General features: G+C 62.9%; 12 protein-coding genes. 11 read left to right on the top strand and 1 reads right to left on the bottom strand.

From position 1 onward, the window contains the following. The 6 genes from Q7U49_RS17090 (at window position 1) to Q7U49_RS17065 (ending at window position 6101) form a co-directional block, all read left to right on the top strand. Window positions 1-222 carry a hypothetical protein gene (locus tag Q7U49_RS17090; RefSeq protein WP_304766593.1) on the top strand — a complete coding sequence of 74 codons (222 nt, stop codon included), beginning with the start codon at window positions 1-3 and terminating at the stop codon, window positions 220-222. After that, window positions 219-1811 (top strand): ABC transporter ATP-binding protein, encoded by a 1593-nt coding sequence (locus Q7U49_RS17085; RefSeq protein ID WP_304766590.1) that lies wholly within the window; start codon window positions 219-221, stop codon window positions 1809-1811. The genes Q7U49_RS17090 and Q7U49_RS17085 overlap by 4 nt, the downstream gene beginning before the upstream one ends. Continuing rightward, window positions 1798-2853, top strand: coding sequence for an ABC transporter permease (locus tag Q7U49_RS17080; RefSeq protein WP_304766587.1), 1056 nt, complete (start codon window positions 1798-1800; stop codon window positions 2851-2853). Before Q7U49_RS17085 ends, Q7U49_RS17080 begins: the two co-directional genes overlap by 14 nt. Then, a complete protein-coding gene (locus Q7U49_RS17075; RefSeq protein WP_304766585.1) occupies window positions 2853-3773 on the top strand; it encodes an ABC transporter permease in 921 nt (306 codons plus the stop codon). The genes Q7U49_RS17080 and Q7U49_RS17075 overlap by 1 nt, the downstream gene beginning before the upstream one ends. A gap of 61 nt (window positions 3774-3834) precedes the next feature. Beyond that, window positions 3835-4995 (top strand): BMP family ABC transporter substrate-binding protein, encoded by a 1161-nt coding sequence (locus Q7U49_RS17070; protein ID WP_304766582.1) that lies wholly within the window; start codon window positions 3835-3837, stop codon window positions 4993-4995. 65 nt (window positions 4996-5060) lie between these two features. Then, window positions 5061-6101 (top strand): adenosine deaminase, encoded by a 1041-nt coding sequence (locus Q7U49_RS17065; protein ID WP_304766580.1) that lies wholly within the window; start codon window positions 5061-5063, stop codon window positions 6099-6101. 16 nt (window positions 6102-6117) lie between these two features. Here Q7U49_RS17065 and Q7U49_RS17060 read toward each other — a convergent pair whose 3' ends face one another. Beyond that, window positions 6118-6663, bottom strand: a complete 546-nt coding sequence (locus Q7U49_RS17060; protein ID WP_304766577.1) for a VUT family protein — start codon at window positions 6661-6663, stop codon at window positions 6118-6120. Between the two features lie 88 nt (window positions 6664-6751). Here Q7U49_RS17060 and guaD point away from each other — a divergent pair, with 88 nt between their 5' ends. The 5 genes from guaD to dcd all read left to right on the top strand — a co-directional run bounded on the left by guaD (window position 6752) and on the right by dcd (window position 13286). Continuing rightward, window positions 6752-8074: a guanine deaminase gene (gene guaD, locus Q7U49_RS17055; protein WP_304766575.1), complete on the top strand. Its 1323-nt coding sequence runs from the start codon at window positions 6752-6754 to the stop codon at window positions 8072-8074. A 161-nt stretch (window positions 8075-8235) separates the two neighbouring features. Then, on the top strand, window positions 8236-8973 hold the full coding sequence (locus Q7U49_RS17050) for an ABC transporter ATP-binding protein (RefSeq protein WP_304766760.1): 738 nt from the start codon (window positions 8236-8238) through the stop codon (window positions 8971-8973). A 7-nt stretch (window positions 8974-8980) separates the two neighbouring features. After that, the gene (locus Q7U49_RS17045; RefSeq protein ID WP_304766572.1) at window positions 8981-11350 is read left to right on the top strand and encodes an FtsX-like permease family protein; all 2370 of its coding nucleotides are present in this window, start codon (window positions 8981-8983) and stop codon (window positions 11348-11350) included. Next, entirely contained in the window at window positions 11347-12567 is a 1221-nt protein-coding gene (locus tag Q7U49_RS17040; protein WP_304766569.1) for an efflux RND transporter periplasmic adaptor subunit, read from the top strand. The genes Q7U49_RS17045 and Q7U49_RS17040 overlap by 4 nt, the downstream gene beginning before the upstream one ends. Before the next feature lie 149 nt (window positions 12568-12716). Then, on the top strand, window positions 12717-13286 hold the full coding sequence (gene dcd / locus Q7U49_RS17035) for a dCTP deaminase (RefSeq protein ID WP_304766566.1): 570 nt from the start codon (window positions 12717-12719) through the stop codon (window positions 13284-13286).

Genomic DNA, 13286 nt, shown 5'->3' with positions numbered 1-13286 from the left:
ATGATCGGTGGCACCACGGCCACAAGCATAGAGCAAATGTCGTACCCGGTCTCGGTGTGGTCTGTAGCCCGGATGCAGCGAAGCGCCATCCGGGAAGCACTGGCATTGATCTTGCTGTATTTTTTTCTGATGCAGCCCGTCCCGGTCAGCGCCAAATTGCAGATTTCAGGGCATTTTGCTGGTAAAAACGACACCTTATTTAATCGACAAATCCGTTCATGATCACGCCCCGTCTTCAGCTCACAGGCATCACCAAGCGCTACCCCAGCGTGGTCGCCAACAGTGACGTGAACCTGACGGTGATGCCCGGCGAGACCCACGCGGTGCTCGGTGAAAACGGCGCTGGCAAGTCCACCCTGATGAAAATCATTTACGGCTCGGTCAAGCCCGATGCCGGCGAGGTCCGCATCAACGGTCAGCTCATGCAGATCCGCAACCCCAAGGACGCGCGCGCCAACGGTATCAGCATGGTGTTTCAGCACTTCAATTTGTTCGACACCTTGACCGTGGCTGAAAACGTCTGGCTCGGCCTGGCACGCAATTCCCTGGACCAGGTCACCGCCAGCATCGTCGCCAAAGCCACCGAGTATGGACTCGACATCGACCCCGAACGCCCGGTGCACACCCTCAGTGTGGGTGAGATGCAGCGGGTGGAAATCATTCGCGCCTTGCTGACGCGCCCCGAGTTGCTGATTCTGGATGAACCCACTTCAGTTCTGACGCCGCAGGCGGTTGACAAGCTTTTCGTGGTGTTGAAAAAGCTGGCCAGCGAGGGCTGCAGCATTTTGTACATCAGCCACAAATTGCATGAAATCCGCGAGCTCTGCAACGCCTGCACCGTGTTGCGGGGTGGCAAGGTGACCGGCGTCTGCAATCCCGCAGAGGAATCCAATGCTTCCCTGTCACGCCTGATGATCGGCGCTGAGCCACCGCAATTGCAGCACCGGCCGCAAAAAGCCGGCCCCGTGGTACTCGACGTGAAGGGGCTCAGCCTGGCGCGCGAGGACCAGTTTGGTATCGACCTCGAAGGTATTGATCTGCAGGTGCGCGCCGGCGAGGTGGTGGGTATTGCCGGTGTCTCGGGCAATGGCCAAAAGGAACTCATGCTGGCCTTGTCGGGCGAAGACTGCCGTGCGCCCAAAGGCAGCATTCGCATGGGCGACACCGATGTCTCGGCCCTGCACCCGGGTGAACGCCGCAAACTCGGCCTGCACTTCGTACCCGAAGAGCGGCTCGGGCGTGGCGCTGTGCCCAACCTGAGCCTGGCGCACAACCTGCTGTTGACACGCACCGGCGCCATTTCCCTGCCGAAATTTGTCGGCGGCTGGATCAAGGTGGGCGCGCTGGAGCAGCACGCTGCGCAGCTCATCAAAACCTTCAACGTCAAGGCCGGCGGCCCGCGTGCGCTGGCGCGGTCACTCTCGGGTGGCAATCTGCAAAAGTACATTGTCGGCCGTGAGATCGACGCACGGCCCAAGCTGTTCATCGTGTCGCAGCCGACCTGGGGTGTCGATGTGGGTGCGGCGGCACAAATCCGGGGTGAAATTCTGGCGCTGCGCGATGCCGGTTGTGCGGTGCTGGTCGTCAGTGAGGAACTCGAAGAATTGTTTGAGGTGAGTGACCGGCTGCATGTGATTGCCAAGGGCCAGTTGTCGCCGTCAGTGCCCATGGCCGAGGCCAGCATTGAGCGCATCGGGGTCTGGATGAGCGGGCTGTGGGACGAAGATCTGCAGCGCCATCTGGCCGAGCTTGAAGAGACCACCGAGTCTGCCTTGTCCCTTGCCCCAGGAGCGCACCATGTTCAAGCTTGAAGCGCGCCCGGAGCCCTCCAGGTTCTGGACCTATGGCTCACCTTTGCTGGCGCTGCTGTTCACGGTGCTGATCGGGGCGCTGATGTTCTCCATGCTCGGCAAGGACCCGCTCAAGGGCCTGGAAATGTTTTTCTGGCTGCCCATCCACAACGCCTACGCCCTGGGTGAATTGCTGGTCAAGGCCACGCCGTTGCTCATCATTGCATTGGGTCTGGCGGTGTGTTTCAGGTCGAATGTGTGGAACATTGGCGCTGAAGGCCAGTACATCATCGGTGCCATTTTTGCCGGCGGCATCGCGTTGCTGGCCAATGCCGACAGCAGCCGCTGGATCGTGCTGCCCATTCTGCTCGCCGGCGTACTGGGCGGCATGTTGTGGGCCAGCCTCACGGCGCTGTTGCGTGACCGCTTTCACGCCAATGAAATCCTGGTCAGCCTGATGCTGGTCTATGTGGCGGTGCAGTTGCTGAGTTATCTGGTCGGCGGGCCGTGGAAAGACCCGATGGGCTTCAATTTTCCGCAAAGCAAGACCTTTGAGGCGGTGACGCGCATTCCACGCTTGTTCGAGGGCTCGCGTGTGAGTATTGGCGCGCTGCTGGCGCTGCTCAGCGTGGCCGGGCTGTGGGTGTTTTTGTTTCGCACCCGCGCTGGCCTGGCCTTGCAGGTGGGCGGGCTGGCGCCGGCGGCGGCTCGTTATGCCGGCTTTTCTTCGCGCAAGGCGCTGTGGACGGCGCTGCTGATGTCGGGCGGCGCGGCCGGCCTGGCCGGTGCCCTGGAAGTGGCTGGCCCTATCGGGCAGCTCACGCCCTATGTGCCGGCCGGCTACGGGTTTGCCGCCATCATCGTGGCTTTTGTCGGCCGTTTGCACCCGGTCGGCATGGTGTTTTCTGCCCTTCTGATGAGCATGTTTTACATTGGTGGTGAGCTCGCGCAGTCGCGCCTGGGGCTGACCAAGTCGCTCACCGGGGTGTTTCAAGGGCTGCTGCTGTTCAGCCTGCTGGCCTGCGACACGCTGGTCAATTACCGTATGAAGTGGAGCAAGTGATGGAATCCTACGCCTTGCTGCTGGCCGCCACGCTCAACGCCGGCACGGTGCTGGCCATCGCCGCTTTAGGCCTGTTGATCAATGAAAAGGTGGGCATCGTCAACCTGGGTGCCGACGGCATGATGCTGTGCGCGGCCATAGCCGGCTTTGCCACCGTGGTCACTACCGGGTCTGATCTGGCGGGTTTTGTTGCGGGCATGGCCGTGGGCGCGTTGTTGGCGGCCATTTTTGGTGTGCTGGTGATCTGGCTCAACACCAACCAGTACGCCACCGGCCTGGCCCTCACCCTGTTTGGCACCGGGTTTTCAGCCTTTGTCGGCACCAATTTTGTGCAGGCCAGAATCCCCGAGCGCGCCAGCTTTGCCATTCCCGGCCTGTCTGATATACCCTGGTTTGGCCCCGCCCTGTTCCGCCACCACCCGCTGGTCTACCTGACGGTGGTGCTGGCGCTGCTGCTGATCTGGTTTTTGTACCGCACCCGCAACGGCCTGGTGCTACGCAGTGTCGGTGAAAGCCCGGAATCAGCTCATGCGCTGGGTTACCCGGTGCGCCTGATCCGGCTGCTGGCCGTGGTGACCGGCGGCGCGCTGTGTGGCCTGGCCGGGGCTTACCTGTCTGTGGTTTACACCCCCTTGTGGGTTGAGGGCATGGTGGCCGGCAAAGGCTGGATTGCGCTGGCCCTCACCACCTTCGCCACCTGGCGCCCGGCCCGCGTGCTGCTGGGGGCCTATCTGTTTGGTGGGGTCACCATGCTGCAGTTTCACCTGCAGGGCATCGGCGTTGAAGTGCCGCCGCAGTTCCTGACGATGTTGCCCTATGTAGCCACCATCGTGGTGCTGGCGCTGATCTCGCGCAACCCGCAGTGGATCCGTATCAACATGCCCACCAGCCTGGGTAAACCGTTTTACCCAGGAGCCTGAATTTTCAGGTTCATAATGCTTTTTTCTCGTTGTCCAACCCGTCCCTTGATAAGGAAATGACATGACTGATCTGCAAAAACGTTCGCTGCTCAAAGTAGCAGCCCTCACCGCTGTGGCCGTTGCCGCGCTGGTGGGCTGCGGCAAGAAGGAAGAGCCCGCGCCTGCCCCGGCTGCTGCACCGGTGGCTGCGGAACCGGCCAAGCCCGAGCCCCTCAAAATTGCCTTTGCCTACGTCGGCCCGGTCGGCGACGGCGGTTGGACCTTTGCCCACGACAACGGTCGCAAGGCGCTGGAGGCGGAGTTTGGCGACAGGATAGTCACTTCCTTTGTCGAAAACGTGCCTGAATCGGCCGATGCCGAGCGTGTGCTGCGCGACATGGCGGGTCAGGGTAACAAGCTCATTTTTGGCACCACCTTTGGCTACATGGAGCCCATGATCAAGGTGGCGGCTGACAACGCGGGCGTCAAGTTCGAACATGCCACCGGCTACAAGCAGGCCGACAACATGCGCACCTACGACAGCCGCACCTATGAAGGCGCGTACATGGCGGGTGTGATCGCCGGCAAGATGACCAAAACCAACACCCTGGGTGTGGTCGGCTCCATCCCGATCCCTGAAGTGATCCGTAACATCAACGCCTTCACGCTCGGTGCACAGTCGAGCAACCCCAAGGTCAAGACCAAGGTGGTCTGGGTCAACGGCTGGTTCGACCCACCGAAAGAAACCGAAGCCGCCACCAGCCTGATCAATGGTGGCGCTGACGTGCTGTTCCAGAACACGGATTCCCCCGCCGTGCTCAAGACCGCCGAAGCCAAGGGCAAACGCGCCTTTGGTTGGGACTCCGACATGACCGCCTATGGTCCCAAAGCGCACTTGGCCTCTGCGGTGATTAACTGGGGCCCGTACTACATCAAGGCCACCAAGGAAGCGCTCGACGGCAGCTGGAAAGCTGGCGCGGGTGCCCACTCCTGGTGGGGCGTGAAGGAAGGCGCGATCGACATCGTGTCGATCGCCGAAGACGTGCCCGCCGAAACCAAGGCCAAAGTCGAAGAGGTCAAAAAAGGCCTGGCCGATGGCAGCTTTGCCATCTGGAAAGGCCCCATCACCGACAACACCGGCAAGGTGCAGGTGGCCAAAGACACGGTGGCCGACGACAAGTTCCTGGGTGGCCTGAACTTCTACGTCAAGGGCGTGGACGGCAAGGTGCCGGGCGCCAAGTAAACTGAGCCCGAACCCTGACGCAACAAGCCGCCTTCGGGCGGCTTTTTTTAAGCCATGAGGTCACAATGCTGCAAGTCAAACCCGTCCCGCCAGAGCGCTTGCCCGCGCTGCTACGGCGCATGCCCAAGGCCGAGCTGCACATGCACATCGAGGGCTCACTCGAGCCCGAGCTGATGTTTGCTTTTGCCGAGCGCAACGGCATGAGCGTGCCCTACGCGGACGTGGCGGCGCTGCGCCGGGCCTATGTGTTCAACAACCTGCAGGAATTTCTGGACATCTACCACGCGGGCACACTGGTGTTGAGAGTCGAGCAGGATTTCTATGACATGGCCTGGGCCTACCTGCAGCGCGCCGCGGCCGACCAGGTGCTGCACACCGAAATTTTTTTCGACACGCAGACGCATACCGGCCACGGCCTGAGTGCCGAGGTGGTCATCAACGGCCTGCACCGGGCCTGTGTTGACGCCCAAACCGAGCTGGGCATCAGTGCCTCGCTGATCCTGTGTTTTTTGCGCCATTTGTCCGAGGCCGAGGCCTTTGAGGCGCTGGAGCAGGCGCTGCCTTACCGCGACAAACTGGTCGGTGTCGGCCTGGCATCCAGCGAAATGGGGCACCCCCCGGAAAAGTTCGCCAAAGTATTTGCCAGGGCGCGTGCCCTGGGCTTCCGGCTGGTGGCGCACGCCGGCGAAGAAGGTCCGCCGGCCTACATCTGGAGCGCCCTGGATGTGCTGAAAGTTGAGCGCATCGACCACGGCGTGCAGGCCCTGCGCGACCCGGCGCTGGTGGCGCGGCTGGTCCACGACCACATTCCGCTCACGGTGTGTCCGCTGTCCAATCTGAAATTAAAGGTATTCCCGACGCTGGTCCAACACAACCTTGGCCGCATGCTGGAGGCCGGGCTGGTGGCCACCGTCAACTCGGATGATCCGGCCTATTTTGGCGGCTACATCAATGAGAACTTCACGCAGACTTTTGCCGCACTGGGGCTCAATGCCCAGCGGGCTTACCAACTGGCGCACAACAGTTTTGCCGCCAGTTTCATTGACGCATCAACCAAGCAGGCTTTTCAGCACCGTCTGGCCGAAGTCTTTGAGACCTTTGAATGAACCAGGCGGTGGTTGATCAACGCACCGGCACCCAGAGTTGCAGGCGCGGCAGCATCACGCGGTAGGGCGCCAGCAGCACGGCGGCCATCAGCCATTTGATGCCCAGGTCGCCCGTGGCCAGCATCAGCCAGTCCATGTCGGAGCCGGCAAAAGCCAGGTAAAAGAAGATGCCAGTGTCAACCACCGAAGCCACCACCGAGCCGATCAGCGGTGCTTTCCACCAGGACATCGCGCGCAGCTTGTTGAACGCCGCAATGTCAAGCAACTGGCCGACAATGAACGCGATGCCCGAGGCCACGGCAATGCGCCAGGGCGCCAGCGCCAAAGACACCAGAACGGCAATGGAAAAACCGGTCCAGGCCACGCGGCGGGCGGCCTGGCTGCCGACCGCGCGGTTGGTCAGGTCGGTCACCAAAAAGGCCACCGGGAAGGTGAAAGCGCCCCAGGTCAGCCAGTCGTTGATGGGAAATTGCACCAGGTAATTGGACGCAACAATCACGACCAACATGGCCAAAATAGGCCGCCAGAGCGTCAAGAGGGGGATTTGCAGGGATTTTTTCATGCCTTAATTATCGCAACAGCCGAATGTGGCCTGCACAGTCCAATAAGGTTCATAACCGTAGCCCGCAATTTGGGTAAGCTCTACACCCATGAAAGCCTACCGCGCCGCCATCCTCCGCTTCGCCACTGACCGTGACCCTGGCCAGTCTGCCATCTACGAGTCAGACGGCTTGCTGGTGCTTGGAGCCAACGCGCAGGGCAGGGAGGTGGTGCAGGCCGTCGGACCCTGGCACGAACTGCGCGCACGGTTTTCTGATTTGGACGTGACGCATTGGCCCGGTCGCCTCATTGCCCCAGGTTTTGTCGACCTGCACAGCCACTACCCGCAAACCAATGTGATCGGCTCACCCGCCGAAGGCTTGCTGCCCTGGCTGGAAAACTACACCTTCCCGGAAGAAAGGCGCTTTGCGTCGCCCGACTACAGCACCGAGGCGGCGCAATTTTTCATTGCGGAGCTGCTGCGCCAGGGCGTGACCACCGCGCTCACCTTCGCCACCTCGCACCCGGCATCGGTGCAGGCCTTTTTTGCCGAGGCGCAAAAACATCACATGCGCCTGATCACCGGTTTGTGCCTGATGGACCGCCATGCGCCGGCCGAGTTGCTCAACCAGCCCTCCATGCGGGGCGCATCCGATGCCACAGAGCAAAGTCTGCTGGCCTCTGAGGCGCTGATTCAGCGGTGGCATGGCGTCGACCGCTTGGGCTACGCAATCACACCGCGTTTTGCGCCCACCAGTTCCAATGCCCAGTTGCGCGGTGCGGGCGAGCTGGCCGCCCGCCACCCGGAGGTCTGGATTCAGTCCCATGTCGCAGAAAACCACGAAGAGATTGCCTGGGCGCGCGATCTTTTTCCGGCATCCGACAGTTATCTGTCCACGTATGCTGACTTTGGTTTGCTGCGCGAACGCGCCATCTACGCCCACTGCATCCATTTTGACGATGCTGACCGCGCCTTGATGCGTGACACTGGCGCAGCTGGCGCTGTTTGCCCCACCAGCAACCTGTTTCTGGGCAGTGGCTTCTTCGACTATGCCGGCGCCGACCGCGTAGGGTTTCAGTACGGGCTGGCCAGCGATGTCGGCGGCGGCACCAGCTTCAGTCCGTTTCATACCATGCTGGCGGCCTACACCGTGGGCCGGGAAGGGCAGACCAAACCGGGCGTGAGCTTGAGTCCCCAGAACCTGTGGTGGCAGCACACCGCCGGCGCAGCGCAGGCGCTTGGCCTGGCTGGTGTGGTGGGCAACCTGCAACCGGGCTGCGAGGCTGATTTTGTGGTGTTGAACCCGCAGGCCACGCCCTTGCTGGCGCGCAGGACGGCCCTGGCAGAAAGTCTGGACGAACTGCTGTTCGCCATGATCGTGCTGGGCGATGACCGCCTGGTTGAAAGGACCATCATTTCTCAGGCGATTTAGCCGCCATTGGCGTACTTGACGCGTATGAAATTCACTTTTTCGCCCATTTAAAACTTACTTTCCCAAAAGTCGACATAACGCAATGTTGGCCCGCGGTGTCTTGGTGAAAATTCAAAGAGTGTTGTATGACGCATGCGAATTTTCACCCTGCACTGGACATGATGGACACCCCAACTGCCGACCCCCCACTGGTTTTCACGGCGCGTGGCCTGACCAAGGTCTATGGCGCGGGCGACACCGCCGTGCACGCCCTGCGCGGTGTCGACCTGGACATTGTGCGTGGCGAATTTGTCGTGCTGCTCGGCGCCTCGGGCAGCGGCAAGTCCACGCTGCTCAACATTCTGGGCGGCCTGGACTCGGCCACCAGCGGTTCGGCGTGTTGGACGCATGGCGGCAACACCCACGAGCTCATTGGTGCGGGTGATGCCGAACTCACGCGTTACCGGCGCGAGCACGTGGGTTTTGTCTTTCAGTTTTACAACCTCATTCCCAGCCTGACGGCGCGTGAAAACGTGGCCTTGGTCACCGACCTGGCCGAGCACCCCATGAAACCCGAGGACGCGCTGGCGCTGGTGGGCCTGGGTGAGCGTCAAGACCATTTTGTCTCCCAGCTCTCGGGCGGTGAGCAGCAGCGTGTGGCCATCGCCCGTGCCATTGCCAAGCAACCCGAAGTCCTGCTGTGCGACGAACCCACCGGTGCGCTGGATTGCGCCACTGGCGTCATGGTGTTGCAAGCCATCGAGCACGTGAACCGCACGCTCGGCACCACCACCATCGTCATCACCCACAACGCGCCCATTGCCGACATGGCCGACCGCGTGCTGCGCCTGGCCGACGGCCGTATTGTGGAAACCCGCGTTAACGCGCACAAGGTGGCGGCGTCCAGCCTGAACTGGTGACCTTGTCGTGAAAGCCCTCCACATCAAGCTCTGGCGCGACTTGACAAGGCTGCGTGCGCAGGCGTTCACCATTGCGCTGGTGGTGGCGATCGGTGTGGCCGGGTTCGTGGGCATGTTCTCGGTGCACGAATCGCTCAAGGGCTCGCGCGACGCCTTCTACCGCGACAACCGGCTGGCTGACGTGTTTGCCAACGTCAAGCGCGCCCCGATACAACTGCGCGAGCGCCTGGCTGCGCTTGATGGCGTGGCCGAAGTCAAGCTCGATGTGGTGTTCGACGCGCAGGTCGACCTGCCCGGCGTGGTGGTGCCGGTGACCGGGCGCTTTATCGGGCTCGACCTGGCGCGGGTGCACGCCAGTCGCCAGGGGATCAACGCGCTGACACTCAAGCGCGGGCGCTGGCCCGAGCCGGGCGCCACCCTGGAGGCGCTGGTCAGCGACCGTTTTGCCGCCGCGCGCAGCCTGAACCCCGGCGACAGCGTGCACGCCATCCTCAACGGCAAACGCGAACGCGTGTTGCTGGTGGGCACGGCGGCCTCGCCCGAGTACGTGTTTGCCTCACAGGGCGGCGCGCCCGACGACCAGCAGTTTGGCATCTGGTGGATCGAGCGCGTACGCATGACCGACGCCTTTGACATGCAGGGCGCGTTCAATCAGGCGTCCCTGCGGCTCGACGCGGGCAGGGCAGAGACGCCAGTGTTGGAAGCGGTTGACCGGCTACTGGAACCCTATGGCGCCATCGGCGCGGTCGGGCGCGACAAGCAGCTCTCGTCCAAGATCGTGGCCGACGAGCTGTCGCAGCTCAAGGTCATGGGCACCGTGTTGCCGTCCATCTTTCTGGCCGTGGCCATGTTCATTCTCAACGTGGTGCTGAGCCGCCAGGTGGCCACCCAGCGCAGCCAGATCGCCACCCTCAAGGCGCTGGGTTACAGCGACGCGGCGATTGCTTGGCATTACCTCCAGCTCGCCATGCTCATTGCCGGCCTGGGCGTGCTGGCGGGGCTGGGCTTGAGCGTCTGGATTGGCCGGGGCATGCTGAGCCTGTACGACGAGGTCTTTCGCTTCAACGGCCTGGCCTACGTCACCGACGCCTGGCTCATCGTGACCTCGGCGCTCATTGCCGCCACAGCGGCCGCCTTGGGCACCTGGACGGCCATTCACGCCGTGGTCCGCCTGCCCCCGGCGCAAGCCATGCAGCCACCGTCGCCACCGCTCTTCAAGCCCACGTTGCTTGAACAACTGGGGCTGGGCCGTTTTGTCAGCACCGGCGCCCTCATGGCGATCCGCAATTTCGAGCGCCGCCCGCTGCGCGCCGCCTTCACCGTGACCGGCATTGCGCTGGCGGTGGCGCTGCAAATCTCGGGCGCCTTCTGGGTCGACGGCATTGCCCACATCATTGACGTGCAGTTCCGCCAGGTGCAGCAGGGCGACGTTCTGGTCAATTTTCAGCACCCGGTGCCACTGACGGTGGTGCAAGACCTCAAGCGCCTGCCCGGTGTGATCAATGCCGAACCTTATCGCACCGAGGCCGTGCGTGTGCGACTGCAGGGCCGCAGTGTCGACACCGCGCTGACCGGTTACCGCCCCGATGCGCAGTTGATGCGCGTGGTCGACGAGCAGCGCGGTGCCGTGCCCATGCCGGCGCACGGCGTGGTGCTGTCGGCGCTACTGGCGGAGGAACTCGGTGCCCGTGTGGGTGACCGCCTCCAGCTCGAATTCCGCTTGTGGAACCAGGTGCACACCGAGGTTGAGGTCACCGACATTGTGCACACCCTGTTCGGCAAATTGCTCTACATGAATTTGGATGCCATGAACGCCTTGGCCCGCGACGGCGCCGGTGTGGCCGACGCCGTGCTGCAAGTTGACCCCCAGGCCATGGGTGCATTCTGGGCGGCGGTCAAGGCGGCCCCCAGTATCAACGCGGTGTTTGACAAGGCCGGGTCGCTGGCCAACTTCAACAAGACCACCTCGCGCACCATGGGTATCTTCAGCGGCATCCTGACGCTGTTTGCGGTGGCCATGGCGGTGGGCATCATCTACAACGCGGCGCGCATTGCGCTGTCCGAGCGTGCCTGGGAACTCGCCAGTCTGCGCGTGCTCGGCATGACGCGCGCCGAGGTCTCGGTGCTCCTGCTGGCCGAGTTGGGCGCCGAACTGCTGCTGGCATTGCCGCTCGGCGCGCTGGCGGGCTGGGGGCTGGCGTCGCTGATGATGCAACTCATGTCGTCGGACAGCATCGACTTTCCGGTCATCATTGCGCCCGCCACGTACGCCTCGGCCGCGCTCATTGTGCTGGCCGCCGGTGTCGCCAGTGGGCTGCTGGTGCGCCGCAAAATTGACCGGCTGGATCTGGTGGCCGTTTTAAAGGTACGCGAATGAACAACACAAGCCCCTCCAAAAAATACCGGCGCTGGCTCGGCGGCGCGCTGCTGCTTGCCGCCGCCGCGGCGCTGGTCTGGGCCGTGTACCGGCCGCGCCCGCTGCTTGTGGAAGTGGCCCCGGTCAGTCTGGGTAACTTCGAACAAAGCATCGAAGAAGACGGTCGATTGCGCCTGAAAAACCGTTACGTCATCACCGCGCCCACGCAGGCTGAATTGCTGCGCCCCACGCTCAAGGTGGGCGACCCCGTGCGCGCGGGCGAGGTGGTCGCCACCCTGGTGCCGGTGGCGCCGCAAATGATCGATGCGCGCTCGCGCAGCGTGCTGCAGCAGCGCGTGGGCAGTGCCGAGGCCGCGCGCCGTGCTGCCAGCGCGCAGGTGCAGCAGGCGCAAACCGCGCTGGCGCAGGCCACCCTGGAAGCCGGGCGGGCAAGCAAACTGGCGCAAGACAATTTCATCTCTGCTGCCGCGCGTGACCAGGCCGCGCTTTCCCGCCAGGCCGCGCAACAGGCGCTCACCGCCGCACAAGCCGGGCAGGGCGTCGCCGATTTTTCTCTGGCCGAAGCCCGAGCCGCCCTGGCCCGCGCCGAGCCCTCAGGCGGGAGTAGCCCCACCGGCCGCTGGGAACTCAGGAGTCCGGTCGACGGTCAGGTGCTCAAGCTCCATCTGGACAGCGCCGCCCCGGTCACCGTGGGCCAGCCGCTACTCGACATCGGCAACACGGCGGGCTTGGAAGCGGTCATCGACGTGCTGTCAGGCGAGGTGCGCCAGATTCAGCCCGGCGCCCCGGTGCAACTGTCGCTGGGCAGTGGCGCCGCGCCCATGGTCGGCCAGGTCACACGCATCGAGCCGGTGGCCTTCACCAAGGTCTCGGCGCTGGGCATCGAGGAGCAGCGCGTCAATGTGATCGTGGATTTGGTGCAGAGCAGCCCCGAGGTGCAGCGCCTGGGTGATGGTTTTCGGGTGGATGCCCGCATCACCCTGTTCCGACAGGCCAATGCCCTGCTGGTGCCCACCGCGGCATTGGTGCGCGACGGTGACAAGTGGCGCGTCTTTGTGGTCGAAGCCGGCCGTGCCCGCGCCCGGTCGGTTCAGCTCCAGGATCGCAATTCTGAGCTGGCCTGGCTCAAAGACGGCCTGCGTGACGGGGAAACGGTGCTGATGTACCCGGGCAGCATGGTTGCTGATGGGCAGGCGGTTCGGGTGCGCCAACCTTGATTCATTCTGAGTTTTCGCTGCGCCCCAAGCCATGATCTGCCGCGCGCAGCAAAAAAATATCAAGTGACGATCTCTCACGGCATTTGAAGTCCCCACTTGTCATGGACCCCGATGCTTACAATCGGCGCCTACCCCAGGAGTTGACCCCAATGACGATCAAAAGCGATAAATGGATCCGCCGCATGGCCGAGCAACACGGCATGATCGAGCCCTTCGAGCCCGGCCAGATTCGTCAGGACGCGGATGGCAAGAAAATCGTCAGCTACGGCACCAGCAGCTACGGCTACGACATCCGCTGCGCGCCAGAATTCAAGGTCTTCACCAACATCCACAGCACCGTGGTCGACCCCAAGAACTTCGACGAAAAAAGCTTTGTCGACTTCAACAGCGACGTTTGCATCATCCCGCCCAACAGCTTTGCGCTGGCCCGCACCGTCGAGTACTTCCGCATCCCGCGCAATGTGCTCACCATCTGCCTGGGCAAAAGCACCTATGCGCGCTGCGGCATCATCGTCAACGTGACGCCCTTCGAGCCCGAGTGGGAAGGGTATGTCACGCTTGAATTCTCCAACACCACACCGCTGCCCGCCAAGATCTACGCTGGCGAAGGTTGCGCCCAGGTGCTGTTTTTCGAGAGCGACGAAGTCTGCGAAACCAGCTACAAGGACCGCGGCGGCAAGTACCAGGGCCAGCGCGGCGTGACCTTGCCCAAGGCCTGA

It is taken from the genome of Rhodoferax sp. (genome assembly GCF_030653815.1).
Taxonomy (GTDB): Bacteria; Pseudomonadota; Gammaproteobacteria; order Burkholderiales; family Burkholderiaceae_C; genus Rhodoferax.
Note: the sequence above shows the minus strand (reverse complement) of the source record. Positions and strands in the feature narration are given on the sequence as shown.